We start from the raw sequence: 24,548 nt of genomic DNA on the forward strand, positions 1-24,548 counted from the left end.
AGTCGAAAAGTCGATTCTTGTCCTAAACTAACCGTCAGATTGTTTCTCTGGCACATTGGAGTAATTCGTGAAATTTGAACTTAAAAAAAACGACGGCACAGCTCGTCGCGGTCAGCTGCAGTTTGAGCGAGGTTCGGTTCAAACCCCTGCATTTATGCCTGTTGGTACCTACGGTACTGTAAAAGGTATGACACCAGAAGAAGTGAAAGGGACTGGAGCTGAAATCTTACTAGGCAACACGTTCCACCTATGGTTAAGACCTGGCCAAGAAGTGATGAAGTTGCATGGCGACCTGCATGACTTCATGAACTGGCAAGGGCCTATCCTTACTGATTCAGGTGGTTTTCAGGTATTTAGCCTAGGCGATATCCGTAAGATCACTGAAAAGGGCGTTCACTTCCGTAACCCAGTTAACGGCGACAAGATCTTCATGGATGCAGAGAAGTCTATGGAAATTCAAAAAGATCTTGGCTCTGATGTGGTGATGATCTTTGATGAATGTACTCCTTACCCAGCGACGCATAACGAAGCTAAGAAATCGATGGAGATGTCTCTTCGTTGGGCTCAGCGCTCGCGCGATCACTTTGATAAGCTAGAAAACCCTAATTCTCTATTCGGAATTGTGCAGGGTGGTGTTTATGAAGACCTGCGTGATGTTTCAGTTGAAGGCCTGACTAAAATCGGTTTTGACGGTTATGCGGTAGGTGGTCTTGCGGTTGGTGAGCCAAAAGAAGACATGCACCGTATCCTTGAGCACACGTGTCCACAATTACCTGAAGATAAGCCTCGCTACCTGATGGGCGTAGGTAAACCAGAGGACTTGGTAGAAGGTGTTCGTCGCGGTATCGACATGTTTGACTGCGTAATGCCGACTCGAAATGCACGTAACGGTCACCTGTTTGTGACTGGCGGTGTGATCAAGATCCGAAACGCGAAACATAAAACCGATACAACCCCTCTAGATCCTGAGTGTGACTGTTACACTTGTCAGAACTATTCTAAATCGTATTTACATCATCTAGATCGTTGTAATGAGATCTTGGGCTCCCGCCTGAACACCATTCATAACCTTCGTTATTATCAACGCTTAATGGAGAGTATCCGCACAGCGATTGACGAAGACAGGTTTGAATCTTTTGTAGAAGAGTTTTATGCGCGTCGTGACCGCGATGTGCCGCCGATGCTAAAAGCTGACGCAGAATAAATACAATCATAGAAGGTGATGTAATCATACAAATTGTTGCATCTTCCTTGGTGGCTTTGTCGCTTGCCCCTTGAAAAAGGGACGACGAGGCCACATTTAGTCTTATAACTTAAATTTATTATTTTTTAAAAGGGGATTTTTAATGAGTCTATTCATTTCTCAAGCTCACGCAGCTGCAGAAGGTGGAGCACAAGGTGGTGGTTTTGAGATGCTGATCATGCTTGGCATGTTCGCTGTTATCTTTTACTTCATGATTTACCGTCCACAATCTAAGCGCGTTAAAGAGCACAAAAACCTAATCGCTTCTATGGGCAAGGGTGATGAAGTTCTAACTAGCGGTGGTTTAGTGGGCAAGATTACTTCAATCTCAGAAGAGAATGATTTTCTTGCTATCGAACTGAACCCAAATAACGAAGTTGTAATTAAAAAGGACTTTGTTACTGCAGTGCTACCAAAAGGTACGCTGAAATCTCTTTAAGAACAGCTAGAGGATCCTCGCTGTGTTAAACCGTTATCCGTTATGGAAGTACTTGATGGTAGTTATGGCCATCTTAGTTGCGGCTTTGTACGCGCTTCCGAATCTTTACGGTGAAGATCCAGCCATTCAAGTTACAGGGGCACGTGGTGCCTCTGTTGATATGGCAACCATGGATACTGTCACCAAGGCTCTTGATAAAGAGAACCTTTCCCATAAATCTATCGCCTTAGAGAATGGCTCCATTCTTGTTCGTTTTAGCGACACTGATACTCAAATTAGTGCACGTGATATCATTAGCGAAGCGCTAGGCTCAGATCTTATTGTTGCACTTAACCTTGCTCCTGCTACTCCACACTGGTTAGAAACCATTGGTGCAGCTCCGATGAAGCTTGGTCTTGATCTACGTGGTGGTGTTCACTTCCTGATGGAAGTGGATATGGACGCTGCTATGGATAAGCTGATTGCGCAGCAAGAAGAGGCCTTCCGTAGTGAATTACGCGAAGACAGAATTCGTTACCGCGCAATTCGAGCGGGTAAAGATTCAGTTGAAGTGATTCTGCGTGATGCTGAGCAGCTTGCTCAAGCAGAAACCACGCTTAAGTCTAAGCACCCAGACATGATATTTGTTGATTCAGATAGCAATGGTCGCTTTATGCTGACGGCTACTTTCAACGAAACGCGTCTTACTGAAATTCGCAACTACGCTGTTGAGCAAAATATTACTATCTTGCGTAACCGTGTGAACGAATTAGGTGTTGCTGAGCCATTGGTTCAACGTCAAGGCTCTAGCCGTATCGTTGTTGAACTGCCAGGTGTTCAAGACACTGCGCGCGCTAAAGAAATCCTAGGTGCTACGGCAACACTAGAGTTCCGTGAAGTGGATATGCAGGCGGACTTAGCCGCTGCTGCCAATGGTCGTGTACCAGCTGGTAGTGAAGTTAAGTATGACCGAGATGGTCGTCCAGCTGTATTGAAAAAGCGTGTCATTCTTGGTGGTTCTAGCATTACCGATGCAAGCTCAAGTGCTGATGAATATGGCCGTCCTCAAGTAAACATCTCGCTAGATAGCGAAGGTGGTAGCAAGATGTCTGCTTTCTCTCGTCAGAACATTGGCAAGTTGATGGCAACGGTATTTGCTGAATACAAAGACAGTGGTAAGCGCACACCTGAAGGCAAGGTCATCCTTGATAAGCACGAAGAAGTCATCAACCAAGCGACCATTCAGTCAGCTCTTGGCCGTAGCTTCCGTATCACAGGTATCGATTCTGCTTCTGAAGCACACAACCTAGCATTACTACTTCGTGCCGGTGCATTGATTGCGCCAATCTCGATTGTAGAAGAGCGCACCATTGGTCCTTCTATGGGTCAGCAGAATATCGATATGGGTATTCAGGCGTGTATCTGGGGTATGGTGGCAGTAATGCTATTTACTCTTATTTACTACCGTAAGTTTGGCTTCATTGCCAACATGGCACTAATGGCGAACCTTGTATTGATTATCGGTGTAATGTCGATGATTCCTGGTGCGACTATGACGCTACCGGGTATTGCGGGTATCGTATTGACAGTCGGTATGGCGGTGGATGCCAACGTGCTGATATTCGAGCGTATCCGTGAAGAATTGCGTGAAGGTCGAAACCCTCAGCAAGCGATTCACCAAGGTTACGCGAACGCATTTAGCACCATTGCCGATGCCAACATCACAACGCTACTGACCGCAATCATCTTGTTTGCTGTAGGTACCGGTGCGATTAAAGGCTTTGCTGTGACTCTGTCTATCGGTATTTTAACCTCAATGTTTACTGCGATTATCGGTACACGTTGTGTGGTTAACCTGCTGTACGGCGGTAAGCGCGTTAACAAACTGTCGATCTAATTGAAGGTATTTCCATGTTTCAAATAATGAAAGCTGACAAAACGATCGACTTTATGCGCTGGTCAAAAGGCGCAGTAGTATTTTCGTTGTTAATGATTGCAGCTTCTATCTATACCATTTCAACTAACTGGTTGAACTGGGGTCTAGATTTTACCGGTGGTACTCTGATTGAGGTGGGTTTTGAACACCCAGCTAATCTAGAAGAAATCCGAGCCTCTCTTGATGAAAAAGGCTTTGGCGATGCAACCGTGCAAAACTTTGGTTCTGCTCGTGATGTAATGGTGCGTTTACGCCCACGTGAAGATCTACAAGGTGAGCAGCTTGGTAGTCAAATCATTCGTGCTCTAGAAGAAGGCACTGGCGAATCTGTTGAGATGCGCCGTGTTGAATTTGTGGGGCCTAATGTAGGTGACGAACTGGCAGAGGCGGGTGGTCTGGCGATCATCGTTTCTCTTATTTGTATCTTGCTGTACGTGTCTATGCGATTTGAATGGCGTCTGGCTGCGGGTGCGGTACTTGCACTAGCGCACGACGTTATCATTACGGTGGGTATCTTCTCTATCATGCAGATTGAGGTAGACCTGACCATCGTTGCGGCACTATTGACGGTTGTCGGTTACTCCCTCAACGATACCATCGTTGTATTTGACCGGATTCGTGAGAACTTCCGTAAGATGCGTAAGGGTGACTCGGTTGAGATCATCAATGGTGCAATTACTCAGACATTGAGCCGTACCTTGATAACATCCGGTACTACCTTGTTCGTAGTTGTCGCCCTATTTACTAAAGGCGGCGCTAACATCCACGGCTTTGCAACAGCATTGCTATTGGGTATTACAGTAGGTACGTACTCATCTATCTATGTAGCATCGAACTTGGCGCTGAAACTGGGTGTCTCTCGTGAGCACTTAATGCCACCTCAAGTTGAGAAGGAAGGCGCAGAATTTGACGAAATGCCTTAAGCCTTCGTTTAATTTCTAGTAGTCTTTTAAAGCGGTCAACGGTGAGTTGGCCGCTTTTCTTTTGAGCCCAATGTTGTAAGGAAACACCATGTCAGTAATTACGAAGAACAGTGCAGTGACTATGCACTTTGCTATCAAGCTTGAAGATGGGTCTATTGCCGATAGCACCTATCAAATGGGTAAGCCCGCTAAGTTAGTGATTGGTGATGGCAGTTTGAGTGACAACTTTGAGGCATGCTTGCTGGGTTTGCAGGCAGGAGACAAAAATAGTGTTGAGCTAAAAGCAATCGACGCTTTTGGTTTATCTAACCCAGATAACATTCACCATATGGATCGTGCCAAGTTTGTGGGTGAGGCCCAGGTTGAGGTAGGCACTATCATGGCGTTTAACGGTCCTGATGGTGTAGAGATCCCAGGCATCATTACTGAGATTGCCGGCGATTCAGTGACCGTCGATTTCAACCATCCTCTAGCAGGTCGTGATGTCACCTTCGACGTGGAAATCGTCGCGATTGATTAGCACTCGAACATCCTACTCTTCAACTAAACTTACCTAGCGGGAATACCCACTCACTATTCGTGGTCATTCCTGTCTTGAGGTTACCTCGATAATATCGGTACAATGGCGCGACTTTGAGTTGCTCATTGACTGGGTAACAAGGCCTTCACTAATGAAAGATAAGACAATGGAAATCCTATTAGCTAACCCTCGTGGTTTTTGTGCCGGTGTAGACCGAGCAATCAGCATCGTCGAGCGAGCGCTTGAGATGTATCAACCACCGATCTATGTCCGTCATGAAGTGGTGCACAACCGTTTTGTGGTAGAAGGACTTAAGGCACGTGGAGCCATTTTTGTCGAAGAACTCAGTGAAGTACCAGACGACAACATTGTTATCTTTTCGGCGCACGGTGTTTCTCAAGCCGTACGCAAAGAAGCCAAGCTGCGTGATTTAACCGTCTTTGATGCAACCTGTCCTCTAGTGACTAAAGTGCATATGGAGGTGGCTCGCGCCAGCCGTAAGAGCATCGAAGTGGTACTTATTGGCCATGCTGGACACCCAGAAGTAGAAGGCACCATGGGGCAGTACGCCAGCGAAACCGGCGGTATGTATCTAGTGGAGAAGCCGGAAGATGTAGACTCACTAGTAGTGAAAGACCCATCTAATCTGCACTACGTGAGCCAGACTACGCTCTCAGTGGATGAAACTGCGGATGTGATCGATAGATTGCGTCAAGTGTTCCCTGAGATCCAAGGGCCACGTAAAGATGACATTTGCTACGCTACTCAAAACCGTCAAGATGCGGTACGCACAATGGCAAATGAAGTAGACGTGATGATAGTCGTGGGTTCCAAGAACTCATCGAACTCGACGCGACTTAAAGAGCTAGCGGAGAAACTAGGTACTCCAGCCTATCTGACCGATTGCCCTGAAGATCTTGATGCACAGTGGTTCAAGGGTAAGGATAAGGTGGGTATGACAGCTGGAGCCTCTGCACCTGAAGAGCTCGTTAATACCATCCTAGATAAGATCAAGACCTTATCGGATTGCAATGTGGTGACAGAAATTACCGGTCGCGAAGAGAATATGTTCTTCGAAGTCCCTAAAGAGTTACAAGTTAAAGCGGTTTAGCGTTTATTTGAATACAAAAAACGGGCTCCCAATGGGGAGCCCGTTTTGTTTTGTGCAGCCTGAGTTCTAAGCGCTTTCAGTGACCGGCTTAGGTTTCTCTTCGTCAAGGTACTCGTCGTCGCCCTTGCCTTTGGAGATCTTAATCACCGTGCCTGTAATACCTAGCATCGCGAGTACACCAACGACGGTAGAAATCTGCATGCCTAGACCAAAACCAAGTGTTGAGTTGTTTAGGATGAAGGTAATCACTACAGTGGTCATGAACATCGCCGGAACTGTGGTTACCCAGTGGAACTTGTTGTGACGCAATAGGTAAGCAGAAGCAGTCCAAAGCATCATTACTGCAGTCGTTTGGTTAGCAAAACCGAAGTAGCGCCAGATAACACCGAAGTCTACTTGAGTTAAGATACCGCCGATAACGAACAGTGGTACAGCCATCATTAGACGGTTACGCAGGGCGCGTTGGTCTAGATTGAAGTATTCAGCAAGGATCAAACGGCTTGAGCGGAATGCAGTGTCACCTGAAGTGATTGGCAGGATAACCACACCTAGGAATGCGATGATGCCACCAAATACGCCCAATAGACCAAATGATGAGTCATAGACCACTTTACCAGGGCCGCCATTAGCAACAACATCAGCCAGTGCTTCTACAGAGCCGAAGAAGGATAGTGCTAGTGCACACCAGATAAGAGCGATAATGCCTTCACCAATCATTGCGCCGTAGAATACGAAGCGACCATTCTTTTCGTTATCCATGCAGCGAGCCATCAGTGGAGACTGAGTTGCGTGGAAACCAGAGATAGCACCACAAGCGATGGTGATGAATAGCGCAGGCCATAGAGGCAAGTCGTTAGGGTTCATGTTCGAGAACATATCGCTCATTTCAAAGCTACCCATAACGGTGTGTTCACTTGATACCGCAACGGCTGTGATCAGGCCTACCGACATGAAGATAAGTAGTGCACCGAACAGCGGGTAGAAACGACCGATGATTTTGTCTACCGGTACGATAGTCGCGATGATGTAGTAAGTGAAGATGATGGCAACCATAGTGCCCATAGTCACTGTCATATCGGTTTGGTCATTCACAAGGTTTGTGATCATGCCTGCTGGAGCCGATACGAAAACCACACCTACAAGAAGAAGCAGAACAATGGCAAAAATGTTCATAAAGTGTTTAGCGCCATTGCCTAGGTAACGTCCTGTCAGCGTAGGTACAGAAGCACCACCGTTGCGTACGGAAAGCATACCAGAGAAGTAATCGTGTACTGCACCCGCAAAGATACAGCCTAGTACGATCCAAAGCATTGCTGCTGGGCCGTAAAGTGCCCCCATAATTGGGCCGAAGATTGGGCCTACACCAGCGATGTTAAGTAGCTGAACTAGGTAAACCTTTTTGGTCGACATTGGCACGAAGTCAACGCCATCTTGCTTAGTAATTGCCGGGGTTTGACGGTTTTCATTGATGCCGAATATTTTTTCTATCACGGCGCCATAGATAAAGTAGCCTGCAATCAATGCTGCTACACAGGTAAGAAACCACATCATAACTGTATTCTCTTTTGGTTACGGGTTTAAATCAGGAAAATTTCTGATTACATAATATGAAAACCTCACTGTAACTACATTCGGAGCTTGGGTTAGTGGTCGAATAGTCATTTAAGTGGCGAAATATCCGCTTGAGTGGTTCAGAGAAGAGCGACTTTTTAGGCAATGTGATCTGTGTATGCTAAGCTCTTAAAAAACAATATGTTAAGTGAGTCACAATGAAAGGATTTAAGCTGGTTCTACTGTCTGTTATTCCATTTCTGTTTGCCTGCGCAACCGGAGATGAAGCGTTAGCCGAGAAGGGTGATTGGGAAGGCATCGGTTATGCCGATGGTGTGAAAGGACGCACTCAGCGTTCCTATTCCACTCTCAATGAGCTTGGCTCTGCCAATATGGGCGCTTATGAAAAGGGCTATAGCAAAGGCGTTGCAGAGTTCTGTAACCCTAACTTTGCCTATCAAATGGGATTGTCTGGTGTGTATTACGAAGGGGTATGTTCAGGTACCAAAGATGCGCAAAAGTTTCGTATGGAGTGGCAACGCGGTTGGAATGAGAGCAGCCAAGCCGGCTATTAAAATCACCAACTAACTGCTCTTCTAGTACAAGCCAAGACAATACAAGACAAGGTAAGGATTTATCCGCGGATAAATCCTTTTTGTTGCTCTAGCTGCTGCTGAGCTTGTTGCTTATTTTGCCCAGTAAGCTGCATCATGATCGCAAGCTTCACTTGCATATCGGCGTCAAATAACACCTTTTCGGCCTGTTGTTCACTGCATTCAGTGGCCTGCATAATAATTCTCACCGCGCGCGCATTCAGCTTTTCATTACTGGGTTTAACGTCAACCATGAGATTTTGATAAGCCTTACCTAGCTTAATCATACTGGCTGTACTTAACATGTTGAGCACTAACTTCTGCGCAGTTCCTGCTTTTAATCGAGTCGAGCCCGTTAATACCTCTGGCCCCACAACGGGACTAATTGCAGTCTTAGCTAAACAAGCAATGGCTGAGTCTGGATTGCAAGACAGTGAAACCGTATACGCGCCCACAGTGTTGGCATAGTTTAAAGCACCAATCACATAAGGGGTTCGGCCACTGGCCGCGATACCTACAATCACATCTTTATCTGATAGGTTCAGTTGCTTTAGGTCTTGCTCGGCTAGGGTTAGGCTATCTTCCGCTCCCTCTTGAGCGCGAAACATCGCTTCTTTACCACCGGCAATTAACCCGATCACCACGTTGTCATCCACGCTGAAGGTGGGAGGGCACTCGGAAGCATCAAGTACGCCAAGTCGCCCACTGGTGCCAGCCCCAAGATAGATGAGTCGGCCACCTTGCTGGAATGCCCCGCAGATGACCTCTACAGCCTTAGCTATGTGTGGCAACTCTTTTTGGATAGCCCTTGGAACTTCTGCATCCGCTTGATTCATTTTCTCAACGATCTCTAAACAACTTAGGGTATCGATATCCATGGTCTCAGGGTTGCGATTTTCTGAGACTAATTTTGACAATGAGTCGATCAATGTACTTTGTGACATGTAAAACCTTATTCTGGGTTGTAGATGACGCCAAGGGAGGTGGCCTGGCGTGCTCCGGTGACCTTAGGTAGATTGCTGGGAAGATCATGAATACGGCGATAGGCTAGCCAAGCAAAAGCCAGCGCTTCCATATAATCACTGCTAATGCCTTGAGAATCCGTCGTATCAACATTCCAACCTGCTAGCAGTGCCTGTAGCCTTTGCATCAGCGCTGAATTGCGAGCGCCCCCACCACACACCAATAACTGATCCCTATGTTGGGTGCTGTAGAGTTGGCACTGCTGGGCAATGCTAAGGGCTGTAAACTCCAGTAGCGTTGCTTGCACATCTTCAGCCAATAATGGCTCTTCCAGCTTATTAAGAATATTCTCTAGCCACGCCAAGTTGTAGTGCTCTCTACCTGTGCTCTTTGGTGGAAGCTCAAATAGGTAGGGGTCTTGCATCAATTGGCTCAGCAATTGCGGATGGATTTTACCACTGCGAGCAAAAAGCCCATCATGATCAAACTGCTTGTTAAGGTGTTTTTGCACCCAGGCATCCATCAACATGTTGCCCGGCCCGGTATCGTAACCCAGCACCTCTCCTGTAGGTTGAAGCACTGAGATATTGGAGATGCCTCCAATGTTCAATATCAACTTACAACCATTGGTTACCGTAAATAAGGTTTGATGATAGGCAGGCACTAAAGGGGCGCCTTGACCGCCAAGGGCCATATCTTTGCGCCTAAAATCCGCTACCGTGGTAATGCCACTACGAACCGCAATCAGGTTGGCGTCACCAATTTGAGTGGTAAAAGGGGTATCGCCCGTAGGCTGGTGGTAAACGGTTTGACCGTGACAGCCTATGGCGGTGATCTCGGTAGAGTCTAATTCTAGAGTCGCCAAAAACGCCTTAACCGCATCGGCATATAACAGGGCAAATTGATGATCGAGAGTGCCGAGTTCTTGTAGCGTAGTAGCCTGTCCTTGGCATACGTTCAATGTTCGTTGTTTTAGGTCTTTGGGCAGGGGGAATTCAAAGGTCTCTAGGCAATGGGTTTTGCCATGCTCAAAGTGAGCCAGAGCGAGGTCGACACCATCTAAACTAGTGCCAGACATGATTCCAATATAGAGCTCTTTTTTGTCCATATTTGAGGGGTCAAATCCGTTCAGTCATTGTCAAAATACAATAAACTGAATACCCTGCTAATGCCACACTAGATATGCGATATAAGGATGAAAGATGGGCCCGCTTTGGTTAGATGTTGAAAGCTTTGAAGTTGATGCAGAAGAAAAAGAAATCTTGCAGCACCCTACGGTAGGAGGTGTGATCCTTTTTGCTCGCAACTACCACGATAATGAGCAACTACAAGCGTTAACAGAGTCTATCCGTGCTGCTGCGAAACGCCCAATATTGATTGGTGTTGACCAAGAGGGTGGCCGTGTACAGCGCTTTCGAGATGGATTTACGCGTATCCCTGCGGCGCAAAGCTTTGCCACCCATGCCAATGGTGAGCAACTCGCGAAGCAGGCTGGCTGGTTAATGGCCTCAGAAGTGATCGCACATGGTATTGACCTTAGTTTTGCCCCTGTTTTAGATCAGGGACATCAGTGTTTGGCCATAGGCTCACGCGCTTTTGGTGAAGATAAAGACACTATACTTCGTCATAGCACGGCATATATGCTAGGCATGAAACAGGCGGGTATGGCCACAACAGGCAAGCACTTTCCAGGCCATGGAGGTGTGGTTGCTGATTCCCACAAAGAGACCCCTATCGATCAACGTGAGAATATCTTTGATCTCGACATGGATATCTTCCGCGCGCAAATTGATGCCGGACTACTTGATGCAATGATGCCTGCGCATGTGATTTATCCAGCGTATGACGATAAGCCTGCCAGTGGCTCTGAATATTGGCTAAAGTCAGTACTTCGCCAAAAACTAGGCTTTCAAGGCTTGGTATTCTCTGATGATTTAAACATGGAAGGGGCGGGTATCATGGGCGGTGCCGCAGATAGGGCAATACAAAGCCTAAACGCTGGGTGCGATATGGTTCTGATGTGCAACAACCGTGAACGAGCTGTACAGATCCTTGATGCTCTACCTGTCACTGAGGTGCCAAAGGCACAGCAACTAGTGAAGAAAAAGTCTTTCAATTTGAACGAGCTGCGTACAAGCAGAGAATGGAAAGAAGCGACGGAAAGTTTAGCTAAAGCCGAGCTTTTCCTTTAACACCTTCAGATAACGCCTGCTAACAGGGGCTTGGTGGCCACCAATGGTGATGATTTCCGCCAAGCCTTGATCCAGCAATTTAATCTCACGAATCGCTTTTGGACTGACTAGGTATTGCCTGTGGCAGCGCATCAGTGAGGTTTTCTCTTCAAGTACCTTCAGAGTTAATTGACTGCTGGTGGTGTGTTCACTGGTTTGTATATTTACACCGCTAATATCGCTATAGGCCACCTCAATATCCTCCACCGGAACCAGCATTATTCTGTTATGGCCAATACACGGTACTTGCTCGAGAGTGGCTGGAGTAATGGCGGATAGATCATTGCTAAACTTTTCTTTCTTATAGCGTTTAATGAGTCGGCAAACCGTTTTTTCTAGTCGCTGAGGGTCAACAGGCTTGAGAAGATAATCAAAGGCATTGTCCTCAAAGGCTTGCAGAGCATATTGATCATAGGCAGTAATAAACACCACCAATGGCATAGTGTCTGGGTCTAGCATGCTTAGTAGTTCAATACCTGATACCTGCGGCATGTGGATATCTAGAAATACTACATCGGGTTTCAAGGCATTGATTTTTTGTAGCCCTTGTATGGCATTGGCTGCTTGATCAATGACTTCTATCTGCTGTGTTTGTTCGAGAAGCTCTATAAGCTCCTCTCTAGCAAATAATTCGTCATCGATGACTAGGGCCTTAAGCATGCTTGTCCTTGTGGTTGCTTGGGATGATAAAACTCATTCGAGTGTAATTGTTGGGGGCGCACTCAATCTTCAACTGATATTGCTCCCCAAAGTAGTTCGTTAGACGCTTCGCGACAATCTGCATACCCAATCCGGTCTGGTCTTTGTTCTCAGGTTCATAAGAACCGGCATTATCTTCTACAGTAATACGATCGCCAGTGGCATCAGGGCTGCTATAGATCTTCACTATGCCATTTTCTAGCAGGTTAGAGACACCGTGCTTAATGGCGTTTTCCACTAAGGGTTGCAGTGTGAAGCTGGGCACCATTTTGTCTAACAGATGCTCTGCAATATCAATTTCAACCTCTAAGCGGTCGACAAAGCGTGACTTCTCGATGGTTAAGTAAGAATTGACGTGTGTTAACTCTTCTCTAAGGGTAACAAACTCAGTATTTCGCTTCAGGTTTCCACGAAAAAACTGTGAAAGATGCTGGATAAGTTCTCTGGCTTTGTGAGGATCTCGACGCGTTATGGCGCTAATAGTGTTAAGAGCATTGAACAAGAAATGCGGGTTTACCTGCGCATGCAGCAGTTTGATCTCAGCCTGAGAGAGCAACATCTTTTTCTGCTGATATTCACTATTGAGGATCTGGCTGGAAAGTAGCTCTGCAATCCCTTTTGCCATCGTCATATTGATGGAAGAAAAAAGCTTCACCCTTGGCTCATACAGCTTGATAGTACCTATCACCTTATCGTCGGCAATAAGGGGAATAACCAACGCAGACCCTAGTTTACAGTCCGAGGAAAGAGAGCATTGATAAGGGCTTTTTCTGCCATCAAGGTAGATTATTCGCTGCTCTCTTATAGAAGTGTGGGTGTATTCAGAAGAGATTGGCGTATTTGGCCTATGATGATCCGAACCAATGCCTTCGAAGGCTAAGATCTTATCTTTATCGGTAATGGCAACTGCGCCCACATGAGTTTCATCTTGAATAATCGACGCTATTTTCTGCGCACTTTGTGTATTGAGTCCATCAGACAATACGCCGACGGTTCTCTCTGCAATATTTAGCGCTCGCTTCGAGTAAGCCGAAGAGTATTTTTCTAAGATGGCGCGCCTATCTTGCAGGATGCTAATAAAAAATGCCGCGCCAAGGGAGTTGGCTAGAATCATTGGTATAGCGATCGCCTCCACTAGTGATATTGCCTGTTCCATAGGTTTGGCGACAATCACAATGATCAGCATCTGCATGATTTCAGCGACTAAGGTAACGTTAAATACGATCACGGCACTGAATAGGCGATCTGTCTTGCCTCTCTTGACCATATACAAGTGCACTAGGCCGCCAATTAACCCTTCTGCGGTAGTAGAAATGGCACAAGCCAGGTCGGTAAATCCACCCATTGAATAGCGGTGCATACCACCAGTGAAACCCACCGCGAATCCAACCAATGGCCCGCCAAATATTCCACCGAGCACCGCACCAATTGCGCGAGTGTTAGCGATAGCATCATCAATCTGCAAGCCAAAATAAGTGCCGAGAATACAGAACAGTGAAAACATCACATAACAGATTAGTTTGTGGCTGCGCCTTTCTGAAATATTGAGAAGAGGGATAACCAATGGAGTCTTACTTAGGGTATAAGCCACCATAAGGTACACACACATTTGCTGTAGGAGAGAAAGGATTAATTCCATTTTTGGTGAACTCAGCGCAATAGATACCCCTAATTCTATACTTATTGTTGTTTTGGGCTGGATTTTTATTGTGAAAACAAGGGGTAGAGCACTCGTGAGGTGAACGGATAACAACAGTAAATAATCACCATTAACTAGCGATGTAAATTTAAGTTTACATTAAGTGTAATTTTTAGCGTACAAAGTTATTGATTTTAATTCTGAGTCCGGTATTGTTTGATGCATACCTTGAAAGTTTATGTACAGATTTATTTACGGTGACACTATGCAACGCAGCGAACTTAGCAACATTCATATCAGTGACGAACAAATCCTTATTACTCCAGAAGAACTAAAGGCGAAGATTCCTTTAAGTGAATCTGCACGACAGTTTGTTCAACAATCGCGTGAAACCATTGCTGATATCATCAAAAAGAAAGATCATCGCTTACTGGTAGTATGCGGCCCTTGTTCTATTCATGATGTTGAAGCCGCTAAAGAATATGCGAAGCGTTTAAAGGCACTGTCTGAGGTCGTTGGTGATCAGCTATACCTTGTGATGCGAGTGTACTTTGAGAAGCCTCGTACTACGGTAGGTTGGAAAGGTCTTATCAATGACCCGCATCTAGATGGATCATTTGATATTGAACACGGCCTGCACACAGCGCGTAACTTGCTGGTGGAACTGGCAGAAATGGGTATCCCTCTTGCAACAGAAGCGCTAGACCCAATCAGCCCGCAGTACGTAGCCGATACCTTTAGCTGGTCAGCGATTGGTGCTCGTACTACTGAGTCGCAAACACACCGTGAAATGGCCAGTGGTCTATCAATGCCGGTTGGCTTTAAAAACGGTACTGACGGCAGTCTTTCCACTGCGATTAATGCAATGCAAGCGGCATCGTCAAGTCACCGATTCATCGGTATTAACCGTGAAGGTCAGGTGGCACTGCTGACAACCAAAGGCAATCCAGATGGTCACGTTATTCTTCGTGGTGGTAAGCAAACCAACTACGACTCAGTGTCAGTGCGTGAGTGTGAAGATGAATTAGCGAAAGCGGACCTAGATGCAGCGCTTATGATTGACTGCAGTCATGCAAATTCGCGTAAAGATTTCCGTCGCCAACCACTAGTAGCGTCTGATGCTATTCAACAAATCAGAGAGGGCAACAAGTCCATTATCGGCCTGATGATTGAAAGTAATATCAATGAAGGCAACCAAGCTTCAGATATTCCTCTAGACCAAATGAAATACGGTGTTTCTATTACTGATGCATGTATCAATTGGGAATCAACTGAGGCACTATTGACTAAAGCTCATGAAGAGCTGATTCCGTTTTTACAAGACAGATTGAAGTAAGTAGTAGAGTACGAAAATGGCAAAGGAACTACAGGGTTTAAGAGATAAGATTGATTCAGTAGACAAGCAAATGCTTGATCTACTGGAGCAACGATTGAAGTTGGTAGAAGAGGTTGGTGAGGTTAAGAGCGAACATGGTCTGCCTATCTATGCCCCAGATCGTGAAGCCACAATGCTAGCATCACGTCGACAAGAAGCAGAAAAGCGTGGCGTCCCTGCTCAACTTATTGAAGATATCCTACGCAGAGTGATGCGTGAGTCCTATGCCAGTGAAAAAGACTCTGGCTTCAAATGTCTTAAACCCGATCTGGGCGATGTGGTCATTATCGGTGGTAATGGTCAGCTAGGCGGCCTGTTCAAGAAGATGTTTGAGCTGTCAGGCTACAAGGTCAGTGTTGTAGGTAGTAAGAATTGGCACGAAGCGGACTCATTGTTTGCAACCGCGGGTCTGGTGGTAGTGACAGTACCTATCAACAAGACTGAGTCGGTTATAGCTAAGCTAAGCAACCTGCCTAAGGATTGCATCTTATGTGATTTCACTTCCATTAAAGCCAAGCCATTACAGGCAATGATGGATGTTCACGCAGGTCCTGTCGTGGGTCTTCACCCAATGTTTGGACCCGATGTCCCTAGCCTTGCGAAGCAGGTTATCGTTCACTGTGAAGGACGCAATGCAGAAAGCTATCAATGGCTTTTAGACCAGTTTGCTATCTGGGGTGCAAGCCTATGTCCTATGGATGCAGAGCAACACGACAATGGTATGACCTTGATTCAGGCGCTTCGTCACTTTACCTCTTTTGCTTATGGCTTACACCTAAGCAAAGAAAACCCAAACATTGATACCTTGCTGAAGTTAAGCTCGCCAATCTATCGCCTTGAGATTGCGATGGTCGGTCGACTGTTTGCCCAGGACCCTGATCTTTACGGTGATATCATTCTCTCTTCAGAGCAAAACGTAGAGATGATCAAACGCTTCCATGCTCGATTCGGTGAGGCACTGGCGTTATTGGATAACCACGACAAAACCGCCTTTGTAGATCAGTTTAATGCGGTATCCGGATGGTTTGGCGACTACTCACAACAATTTATGAGTGAGAGTCAAAACCTGTTAAAGCAAGCCAACGATTCAATACAAAGAGACTAGACAAACAAAAGGGCCGCAATTAGCGGCCCTTTTACTTACTATTTTTAGCTGATAGCTGATAGCTGATAGCTGATAGCTAGCAACTAGCAACTAGTAGCTTGCAGCTTACCTGCTTATTTACTCACACGCTTATACTTGATGCGGTGTGGTTCAGCCGCTTCAGGACCAAGCGTCTTCTTCAGCCATTCCATGTATTCGTTGTAGTTACCTTCGTAGAAGTTAACCTGACCCTCATCACGGTAGTCGATGATGTGAGTTGCGATACGATCAAGGAACCAACGGTCATGCGAGATAACCATTGCGCAGCCAGGGAACTCAAGTAGAGCTTCTTCTAGTGCACGCAGGGTTTCCACATCAAGGTCATTGGTTGGCTCATCGAGAAGCAATACGTTGCCGCCCGTTTTAAGAAGCTTAGCAAGGTGAACACGGTTACGTTCACCACCAGAAAGCTCTCCGATGATTTTTTGCTGATCTGAGCCTTTGAAGTTAAAGCGCGAGCAGTAAGCACGAGCTGGGATTTCAAAGTTGTTGATCTTGATGATGTCAGCACCCTCAGAGATCTCTTGGAAGACAGTCTTCTTGTTATCCATGCTATCACGGAACTGATCAACAGAAGCCAGCTTAACGGTATCACCCATTTCAACACTGCCTGAATCAGGCTGTTCTGTGCCACTTAGCATCTTGAATAGCGTTGATTTACCTGCACCATTGGCGCCGATAATACCGACGATAGCACCCTTTGGCATGCTGAATGACAAGTCATCGATAAGCACTCGGCCATCAAAAGATTTGGTTAGGTTCTTAACCTCGATAACTTTGTCACCTAGACGCTCACCTGGTGGGATGAACAATTCATTGGTTTCGTTACGCTTCTGACGATCACCGCTTTGCAGTTCTTCAAAGCGAGCCATACGAGCCTTAGACTTAGATTGACGACCTTTAGGGTTTTGACGAACCCACTCAAGCTCTTTCTCGATAGTCTTTTGACGAGCGCTCTCTTGAGAGGACTCTTGTTGTAGACGTGCATCTTTTTGCTCAAGCCAAGAGGTGTAGTTACCTTGCCATGGAATACCTTCACCACGGTCAAGTTCTAGAATCCAACCAGCAGCGTTATCTAGGAAGTAACGGTCGTGGGTAATCGCCACAACGGTGCCTGTATAGTCAACAAGGAAGCGTTCTAGCCATGCAACAGACTCTGCGTCCAAGTGGTTGGTTGGCTCATCAAGAAGCAACATGTCAGGCTTTTCAAGAAGCAGACGACAGATAGCAACACGGCGACGCTCACCACCCGATAGGTGTTCAATCTTGGCATCCCACTCAGGTAGGCGAAGTGCATCAGCAGCACGCTCAAGAGAGTTCTCAAGGTTGTGTCCGTCTTTCGCTTGGATAAGCGCTTCTAGGTCACCTTGCTCTTTCGCGAGAGCATCAAAATCAGCATCAGGTTCAGCGTAAGCCGCGTAAACCTCGTCTAGGCGCTTCATTGCACCCGCTACGTCAGATACTGCTTCTTCAACGATTTCACGAACGGTCTTGGATTCATCCAGCTTAGGTTCCTGTGGAAGGTAACCAACGTTCAGCCCAGGTTGAGGGCGTGCTTCACCGTCGATGTCTGTATCGATACCCGCCATGATGCGAAGAAGTGTCGACTTACCAGCACCGTTTAGACCAAGAACACCAATCTTGGCGCCAGGGAAGAAACTGAGAGAGATGTCTTTTAGGATTTGACGTTTTGGTGGCACAATTTTGCTCACCCGAGACATGGTATAGACGTATTCAGCCATTACCTAGAGATCCTGTGTTAAATGGAGATAAAGCGTTATTTTATACCATGCGAGCGCTTTTTGTTACTGCGTAAGACGCAAAATCCTACCTCCTTGAATTCATAAATAGTTATTTACATGTTTCTTACAAATGTCACCAATTGTTGCGTATTATGAAAGAAGGCAATTGAACCATTATCATCACCGTAAGAGAGAAATATGTCTGCATTCATCAAATGGTTAGGAGTAGGGGTAGGGATGGTTTCCCTATCTGTCTCAGCATTAACACTGCAACAACAGCGAGATATGTATGAGGAAGCTCAATCTCTAATCACTGAAAACAAGTTAACCGAATATCAACCTCTTAGAAAACAAATAGATAGTTACGCACTGACTCCTTATCTGGACTATCGCGTGTATATGACTGATATCGCGACGCGTACTCCTGATGAAGTCGAGCAGTACATTAAAGACCACTATCAATACCCTTTTTCTCAGTCGGTGAGAGGGGCTTATCTTGATGCGTTAGTCGAAGCGGAAGATTGGCACGGGTTTTATCGCTTTCAAGCCAATAAACCACGAATGCAAAGTTACCAATGCAGCTACTACTTTGCTCAGTATCAAGTAGGAAAAACCGTTGATGCGTTTAAGGGGGCATCAGAGTTGTGGCTGACTGGCTCAAGTGTCGCACCTGAGTGTGATGAATTATTTGAAGCTTGGAGCGACGCAGGGTTGCGCAAGGATGAACTGATCTTGCAACGTATTGAGCTGGCATTTGCGCGTCGTAATGGTCGATTATTGAATCACCTAAAAGATCTACCTAAGTCGGAAGCAGCAAGAGAAAACGCAGTCGCCATCTATAACCTATACAAAAATAAATCGAAGATAGAAAAGTTTGCCACTTCTCAGCCTCAGAGTGAAATAAATAAGAAGGTCTCCTTGGCCGCGTTGAAGCGCATTACTTATCAAGAAGCGAATCCAGAGCTTGCCATACAGGTATTAGACAATGTGGCAAAGGCTCAGCAGTTTTCCGATAAAGAGTATCAAGATACGGCAGATTACATCGCTTATAGCTTGATTAACACGGAAGACGAAGACCTTGCTAAGTGGCGTGATAAAGCGCTTTTGAGCAGTACTAATCCTAAATGGCTGGAGCGAAGAGCGCGCTTAGCCATTCAACATCAGGATTGGAAAGGTCTCGATGTGTGGATCAGCAAGCTGCCAAGCAAAGAGAAAAACTCCAAGCGCTGGAAGTACTGGCAAGCTCGTACGGATATCGCTTTAGGTGATGTTGAGAAGGGCAAGGCTCAGATGCAGAGTCTACTCGGTGAAAGAAACTTCTACAGCATTGCCGCTGCAGACTATCTAGGTAAGCCGATTAAATACAGCACCTCTGTGTTGACTGAGCAGAAGGCATCGGTCAAGCCATTCTCATCGTCACTGGCACGAATAAAAGAACTGATTGCCGTTGATAAGATCACTGCTGCAAAACGTGAGTGGCGCTGGTTATTGGCGCGCGCCAATGCCGAGCAGAAAAAAGCATTGGCCCAATATGCAGCATCGATGCGTTGGAATCACCTGACCGTCATTGCCACTATTGATGCCAAGATGTGGGATCATATTAGTTTACGCTTTCCTATTGCACATCAATGGTGGTTTAACTTTTATGCTGAGAAATACGATCTTGATCCTGTGACCCTGATGGCGTTGGCAAGACAAGAAAGTGCGTTAGATATTGATGCCCAATCACCCGTTGGGGCGCGCGGACTAATGCAGATTATGCCAAAAACAGCCTCATATACGGCCAAGAAGTACGATATCGACTACGCCGGTGAAGATGAGCTGTTTGAGGTGAATAAGAATATAGAAATAGGTAGCCAATACCTTGCGGGGTTACTTGGTGACTATCAGGGCAATCGCATACTGGCGTTTGGCGCTTATAACGCAGGGCCACATCGAGTTAAGCTTTGGAGAAAGCGCACTGGCGGGAAAGTGGATGCCTACTCGTATATTGAAGCGATCCCATTTAAAGAAACCCGTGGCTACATTCAAAATATCCTGATGTTTGAGGTCTATTACCGCGACATTTTAAACGAGCAAGGGTCATTTTTATCTGACTTAGAGTCTGAAATGAAGTATTAATAGGGGAGTTTCAATTAGTCAGTCAACATACTATGAATTCAGTTGAGCAAGAGTGGCAAAAGCTGCTTTTCACCATCGCCAAGGCCACAGAAGAAGGAGAGCATCAGACACTACTGTCGATTATGCTCACTCCTGACGAAAAAGAGGCCTTGGTCACTCGCGCCAAAATTTTGCATAAATTGCTTAATGAGAAATGCTCACAGCGCCAGATCAGCCAAGAATTGGGTGTGGGTATTGCGACGGTGACGCGCGGGTCTAATGAGTTAAAGAGGCGTTCAGAAGAGGAACAGCAACTGGTTTCTCGCCTGCTTAAACCCTTCATAGAATAAAGCCTCAGCACCAATTAAAGATACTGAGGCTTTTGGTGTCGTTTGTGGTCAAGACGCTTAAAAGGCGTCTTGGTTAACAAATGGGATTAAAGCCAAGATCAAAGCTTGGTGATACACACTGCTTCGGCTCAATCGGTTATTCGTTAAGATACCAATCGCGCCGCCTTTTTGTTTTATGTTGTTTGTGCCATAGACTTCATCCATCGCATCCCCGAGCTCTTTGCCTTGCTCTATTAAGCTCAACACCTTGGGAGGCAGCATCAAACTAGACGAGCGTGACTCTCCATGCTGATCCTTTGATTCTATGACCATCCACGCAAACGTGGCATTGCCTTCAATACCCGCCTCAAGCCCCACATAATAATCCGCACTTTGGATGACTTGTTTTGCATTTGAAACACGATTTTGAGCGCCTAGTTTCGTCTCTTCGTTAGAGAGTGGCTGGTCACTCACTTCGCTATCAACACTCACACCATCAAAGCTGAAGGCTTGCTCAGGAAATACCTCACCAAAAGCACTTTCCACCGCTTTTATTTTGGCAGGGTTCAGAGAGGCGACAATGACTGTTTGCATCTTAATGCTCTCCTATGGAACCTTAATCTGAGTAGGCTTGATATTCTCACTTGGATAACAGCCCAACACCTTTAGGAAACGAGTGATTTTCACTAGTTCGTTGATGGCCATCTGGGTAGCTTGTGAGTCTAAGTGCGCCTCAAGGTCCATATAGAACATTTCTTCCCAAGGGTTACCCATGATTGGGCGTGATTCTAGCTTGGTAATGTTGATGCTGTGGCGCTGCAATACCAACAGCGTTTCAACAAGCGAACCTGCCTCTTGAGAGGTGGACATGATCAGGGTTGTTTTCGCTGGGATCTGATCCGAAACGCTAACAGATTTACGAGCGACAACAATGAAGCGCGTATGGTTTTCTGTTTGGTTGGCGATATTTTCTTGTACGTTTTGCAGGCCATATAGCTTGCCACTTAATGCGTTACCAATGGCGGCTGCATCAGGACGATTAAGCTCTTTCACCTTCAGCATGGCATCTGCTGTACTTGCGCAGGTCTCTAGTTTAACGCCCTTCAAGCGTCCCAAGAAGTCACTGCATTGCTGGTGAGGCTGTGGATGAGAGTAAAGGGTCTTAATCTCTTCTAATCGCACGTCTGTTGTGGATAGTAGGCAGTGCTCAATAGGTTGTGATAGTTCACCAACGATATACAAGGTAGTGTGCTGGAGTAGGTCGTATACCTCGTTGATAGAGCCAGAGCTGGTGTTCTCTATTGGCAATACGCCGTAGTCGGCATGCCCAGACTCAACCGTTTTGGTGACCTCTTTAAAGGAATCACAGTTGAGTTCTATAAGGTCTGTATTACGACGGCTGAAGTAATCGCGACTTGCTAGGTGTGAATATGATCCTTTAGCCCCCAAGAAAGCGACTCTTGCCAGTGGTTTACGCTGCAGAGCAGGGTTCACTAGATTTTGCAGGTAGGATTGCTGCAGCAATACAGAATCTTCAATGATGGTGTGAAATACCTTAGTGATGTATTCTGCATCCAATTGGTACTTGTCTTTACCATTGTTGATCAGTTTAACAAGGAGCTGCTGCTCTCTATCTGCATCGCGAACAGGCTTCGATGTTTCCACTTTGCTTTTCGCAACTTCTAGGCTCAAGCTACGACGCTCTGACAGCAAACTCAGTAGCTTGTCATCTAGAACATTGAGTCGATTGCGAATTTCATCGAGAGAAAGTGGTGTTTCAGCCATTCCTAATTCCTTTATATGGGGGGTGAAAAAGTGATATACGATTCACAATAAGCTAAGGCGGGAATTAGGGTCAAGGAAAAACAGCGCCATATAGGCGCTGTTTGTGAAAGTTAAGTTCCAGTGATCTGTTAGTAGACTTCTTCTTCTTCAATGACTGGCTCTTCTGGTTCAGCAGGAACCTCTGCATGACTCGCTCGTCGTGCTTCTGGTTTGTGACGAAGTTTGTTCAGTTGTCTCTCTAATTTTTGTTCTACTTCGTTGATGGCAGTGTATAGGTCCGCGTGAACAGCTGAGGCAACCAGTTGGCCTTTTGGTACGCTAAGTACGGCTTCAAATTTCTTATTCTTGTTTGGCTCTTCTTGGAAGCTAGCGTTGCAACCAATAATGTCGACTTGCCACTTTTCTAATTTTTTAAATTTTTCTTCAATGTGAGCGCGAATCGCAGAGGTGATTTCGATGTTTTTGCCAGTGATATTCATTTTCATATATGTCGCTTCCTCTGTGTAAACCCCTTATGGGATGAATTCAGATTACGACGCTAATGAAATGTTTTTTGTGATCTGCGTCACATTAAGGCGTAGTTGTTTAATAGCCGGTAATGTTTGTGATTATTTGCATAGCTTTGCAAGAAAACCCTTGCGGTCATCACTTTTTGATGTCAAATTTGAATGGATAGAGGCACTAAGAATCAATGATTTTTAGTGCCTCTGTTGGTTCTATAGCTGCTTGATTTATAACGCAAGTGGACGGAACTAATCATCAACGTCAAAGATTAACTGCACCGCTTCGATCTCTTCAATTAATTCACTGTTATGTTCGTTTCGCTGATCTTGGATCTCACCTAGTTGTTTATAGATGGTGTAGTAGCGATTGATGTTGGCAACATACTGTACAGGTTCACGGCCAATGTTGCGTCGAGCCACAATCTCAACATTGTTAAACCATACGTTATGGTCAAAGCCTTGCTTCTTCGCCAATGCTCGCATTCTGCGTATCTTAGCTGGGCCTGCATTGTAGGAAGCTAGGCTAAAGTAAACTTTATCGTTGGCCTCGATGTCTGGGTCGCTAAAGTATCTGTCGTGAATAAAGCGAAGGTATTTTGTGCCAGCGTGAATGTTGTTTTCAACGGGCTTGATATTGGGAATGTTGATGTAAGGGTCTCTCGCCGTAGCAGGTAATACCTGCATTATGCCAACGGCTCCTCGATGTGAGACCTTGCTGTTGTCTAAACCTGATTCTTGGAAAGCTTGAGCCGATAACATAACCCAATCAATCTCGTACTCCTGTCCATAGCGCTCAAACAACTTAGACAAGTTTGCTAACCTTTCCATTTTTTTTGGATTCAATGCACGAGTCAACCAGCGGGTGTCTTGTAGGTATTTACCGTAGATGACATTACCCAGTAAGGTTCCCCCCTTGGCGGTCTTCAAGTAGCGGTTAATGACCTTTTTAAATTCAGGGCTGTCATGGCGCAGAGCCCATGCAATTTGTCCGTCAGTACGCAATGGCAATTGCTCGTGTACCTGAACGTTTTCCATGACGTTCACCCATAATTGCGCTTTGTGGCTATCAATGATGGTGGCTGGAATCAGCCCTTGATTGACCATTTCGATCAGTTCAATGTCTTGAAGGTTTTCTTGAATAAAGTTGACTCTAACCGGCGTGAGTCCGTTGCTGGATAGCTTTCGGTTGAGAACTTGGATGCTTTCAAAGTAGCTTGAACTGGCGCGTATCCACACTTCCATGCCACTGGCCTGCTCGAAGGAGATAATTTCTTCAACCTTGTCACTGGTTAGAAACAGTTCATTCACCCCATTTAGGATAGGGGTGCTGAAATCGATGATCTTCTCTCGGCGTTCTGTAATGGTAAGGTTTGCTACCGCAATATCACCATATCCCTCATTCAAAGCGTCAAACAGTTCGTCTCTGGCAACTGGAATAATTTTAACCCTCATAAAAGGGTGCGCCTTCTTGAGGTTCATTTCGAAGTGATGAAGTTGTTCGGCGATAATGCCTTTGGGTCTACCACCCTCGACATAATAAAAACCAAGATCAGCGGATACTAATGCGCGTACAACGCCCTTCTCTTTAAGGGTTTTATAGTCACCAGTATAGGTATTGTTAAGTAAAGGAGACAGCTCCAATGCTTGTGTAGAAAAGGATATTAACGATGAGGCAAGTAGCCAAATTACAAGATTTTTCATACAACATTCCGTGTTGGGTTATGAAAAAGTGGCGCATGCGCC

Annotated in this window: 22 protein-coding genes; 12 read left to right on the plus strand and 10 right to left on the minus strand. The window is 45.8% G+C overall.

Annotation, left to right across the window (positions count from 1 at the left end):
• The first annotated feature begins 67 nt into the window (after positions 1 to 67).
• The 6 genes from tgt (at position 68) to ispH (ending at position 6,151) form a co-directional block, all read left to right on the plus strand.
• Positions 68 to 1,204 (plus strand): tRNA guanosine(34) transglycosylase Tgt, encoded by a 1,137-nt coding sequence (gene tgt, locus A6E01_RS02340; protein WP_017026894.1) that lies wholly within the window; start codon positions 68 to 70, stop codon positions 1,202 to 1,204.
• A gap of 142 nt (positions 1,205 to 1,346) precedes the next feature.
• Positions 1,347 to 1,682 carry a preprotein translocase subunit YajC gene (yajC, locus tag A6E01_RS02345; protein ID WP_017026895.1) on the plus strand — a complete coding sequence of 112 codons (336 nt, stop codon included), beginning with the start codon at positions 1,347 to 1,349 and terminating at the stop codon, positions 1,680 to 1,682.
• A gap of 22 nt (positions 1,683 to 1,704) precedes the next feature.
• A complete protein-coding gene (gene secD / locus A6E01_RS02350; protein WP_082961325.1) occupies positions 1,705 to 3,558 on the plus strand; it encodes a protein translocase subunit SecD in 1,854 nt (617 codons plus the stop codon).
• A gap of 14 nt (positions 3,559 to 3,572) precedes the next feature.
• Positions 3,573 to 4,520, plus strand: coding sequence for a protein translocase subunit SecF (gene secF / locus A6E01_RS02355; RefSeq protein WP_017031275.1), 948 nt, complete (start codon positions 3,573 to 3,575; stop codon positions 4,518 to 4,520).
• A gap of 88 nt (positions 4,521 to 4,608) precedes the next feature.
• Complete coding sequence (fkpB, locus tag A6E01_RS02360; protein ID WP_017031274.1) at positions 4,609 to 5,040, plus strand: FKBP-type peptidyl-prolyl cis-trans isomerase; 432 nt, start codon at positions 4,609 to 4,611, stop codon at positions 5,038 to 5,040.
• A 166-nt stretch (positions 5,041 to 5,206) separates the two neighbouring features.
• The gene (gene ispH / locus A6E01_RS02365; protein ID WP_017026899.1) at positions 5,207 to 6,151 is read left to right on the plus strand and encodes a 4-hydroxy-3-methylbut-2-enyl diphosphate reductase; all 945 of its coding nucleotides are present in this window, start codon (positions 5,207 to 5,209) and stop codon (positions 6,149 to 6,151) included.
• A 66-nt stretch (positions 6,152 to 6,217) separates the two neighbouring features.
• On the opposite strand, the gene A6E01_RS02370 is transcribed toward ispH, so the two are convergent.
• Entirely contained in the window at positions 6,218 to 7,702 is a 1,485-nt protein-coding gene (locus A6E01_RS02370) for a carbon starvation CstA family protein (RefSeq protein ID WP_065209481.1), read from the minus strand.
• Between the two features lie 218 nt (positions 7,703 to 7,920).
• Here A6E01_RS02370 and A6E01_RS02375 point away from each other — a divergent pair, with 218 nt between their 5' ends.
• Complete coding sequence (locus A6E01_RS02375; RefSeq protein ID WP_017026901.1) at positions 7,921 to 8,277, plus strand: DUF2799 domain-containing protein; 357 nt, start codon at positions 7,921 to 7,923, stop codon at positions 8,275 to 8,277.
• 59 nt (positions 8,278 to 8,336) lie between these two features.
• On the opposite strand, the gene murQ is transcribed toward A6E01_RS02375, so the two are convergent.
• Together murQ and A6E01_RS02385 are read right to left on the minus strand one after the other, a co-directional pair.
• Entirely contained in the window at positions 8,337 to 9,239 is a 903-nt protein-coding gene (gene murQ / locus A6E01_RS02380) for an N-acetylmuramic acid 6-phosphate etherase (protein ID WP_065209482.1), read from the minus strand.
• Between the two features lie 8 nt (positions 9,240 to 9,247).
• Positions 9,248 to 10,366: an anhydro-N-acetylmuramic acid kinase gene (locus A6E01_RS02385; RefSeq protein ID WP_065209483.1), complete on the minus strand. Its 1,119-nt coding sequence runs from the start codon at positions 10,364 to 10,366 to the stop codon at positions 9,248 to 9,250.
• Between the two features lie 94 nt (positions 10,367 to 10,460).
• Between A6E01_RS02385 and nagZ the strand changes: the two genes are divergently transcribed.
• The gene (gene nagZ, locus A6E01_RS02390) at positions 10,461 to 11,450 is read left to right on the plus strand and encodes a beta-N-acetylhexosaminidase (RefSeq protein WP_017026904.1); all 990 of its coding nucleotides are present in this window, start codon (positions 10,461 to 10,463) and stop codon (positions 11,448 to 11,450) included.
• Here the strand turns inward: nagZ and btsR are convergent.
• Positions 11,424 to 12,149: a two-component system response regulator BtsR gene (gene btsR / locus A6E01_RS02395; RefSeq protein WP_065209484.1), complete on the minus strand. Its 726-nt coding sequence runs from the start codon at positions 12,147 to 12,149 to the stop codon at positions 11,424 to 11,426. The genes nagZ and btsR overlap by 27 nt on opposite strands.
• Complete coding sequence (locus tag A6E01_RS02400) at positions 12,142 to 13,827, minus strand: sensor histidine kinase (protein WP_065209485.1); 1,686 nt, start codon at positions 13,825 to 13,827, stop codon at positions 12,142 to 12,144. The genes btsR and A6E01_RS02400 overlap by 8 nt, the downstream gene beginning before the upstream one ends.
• Before the next feature lie 265 nt (positions 13,828 to 14,092).
• Between A6E01_RS02400 and A6E01_RS02405 the strand changes: the two genes are divergently transcribed.
• Together A6E01_RS02405 and tyrA are read left to right on the plus strand one after the other, a co-directional pair.
• Complete coding sequence (locus tag A6E01_RS02405; protein ID WP_017026907.1) at positions 14,093 to 15,163, plus strand: 3-deoxy-7-phosphoheptulonate synthase; 1,071 nt, start codon at positions 14,093 to 14,095, stop codon at positions 15,161 to 15,163.
• A 16-nt stretch (positions 15,164 to 15,179) separates the two neighbouring features.
• On the plus strand, positions 15,180 to 16,307 hold the full coding sequence (gene tyrA / locus A6E01_RS02410) for a bifunctional chorismate mutase/prephenate dehydrogenase (RefSeq protein ID WP_065209486.1): 1,128 nt from the start codon (positions 15,180 to 15,182) through the stop codon (positions 16,305 to 16,307).
• A gap of 113 nt (positions 16,308 to 16,420) precedes the next feature.
• Here tyrA and ettA read toward each other — a convergent pair whose 3' ends face one another.
• Positions 16,421 to 18,088 (minus strand): energy-dependent translational throttle protein EttA, encoded by a 1,668-nt coding sequence (gene ettA / locus A6E01_RS02415; RefSeq protein WP_017026909.1) that lies wholly within the window; start codon positions 18,086 to 18,088, stop codon positions 16,421 to 16,423.
• A 198-nt stretch (positions 18,089 to 18,286) separates the two neighbouring features.
• Between ettA and A6E01_RS02420 the strand changes: the two genes are divergently transcribed.
• The gene (locus tag A6E01_RS02420) at positions 18,287 to 20,209 is read left to right on the plus strand and encodes a transglycosylase SLT domain-containing protein (protein WP_017026910.1); all 1,923 of its coding nucleotides are present in this window, start codon (positions 18,287 to 18,289) and stop codon (positions 20,207 to 20,209) included.
• A 32-nt stretch (positions 20,210 to 20,241) separates the two neighbouring features.
• Positions 20,242 to 20,538 (plus strand): trp operon repressor, encoded by a 297-nt coding sequence (gene trpR, locus A6E01_RS02425; RefSeq protein WP_017243547.1) that lies wholly within the window; start codon positions 20,242 to 20,244, stop codon positions 20,536 to 20,538.
• A 57-nt stretch (positions 20,539 to 20,595) separates the two neighbouring features.
• Here trpR and yjjX read toward each other — a convergent pair whose 3' ends face one another.
• The 4 genes from yjjX to A6E01_RS02445 all read right to left on the minus strand — a co-directional run bounded on the left by yjjX (position 20,596) and on the right by A6E01_RS02445 (position 24,506).
• A complete protein-coding gene (yjjX, locus tag A6E01_RS02430; RefSeq protein WP_065209487.1) occupies positions 20,596 to 21,111 on the minus strand; it encodes an inosine/xanthosine triphosphatase in 516 nt (171 codons plus the stop codon).
• Positions 21,112 to 21,123: 12 nt separating this feature from the next.
• Positions 21,124 to 22,302, minus strand: coding sequence for a prephenate dehydratase (gene pheA / locus A6E01_RS02435; protein WP_017026913.1), 1,179 nt, complete (start codon positions 22,300 to 22,302; stop codon positions 21,124 to 21,126).
• A gap of 128 nt (positions 22,303 to 22,430) precedes the next feature.
• On the minus strand, positions 22,431 to 22,787 hold the full coding sequence (hpf, locus tag A6E01_RS02440) for a ribosome hibernation-promoting factor, HPF/YfiA family (RefSeq protein WP_017026914.1): 357 nt from the start codon (positions 22,785 to 22,787) through the stop codon (positions 22,431 to 22,433).
• Between the two features lie 267 nt (positions 22,788 to 23,054).
• A complete protein-coding gene (locus tag A6E01_RS02445) occupies positions 23,055 to 24,506 on the minus strand; it encodes an MltF family protein (RefSeq protein ID WP_017026915.1) in 1,452 nt (483 codons plus the stop codon).
• Positions 24,507 to 24,548 lie beyond the last annotated feature (42 nt).

The sequence above is a fragment of the Vibrio breoganii genome, assembly GCF_001677275.1.
In the GTDB taxonomy this organism is placed as follows: Bacteria; Pseudomonadota; Gammaproteobacteria; order Enterobacterales; family Vibrionaceae; genus Vibrio; species Vibrio breoganii.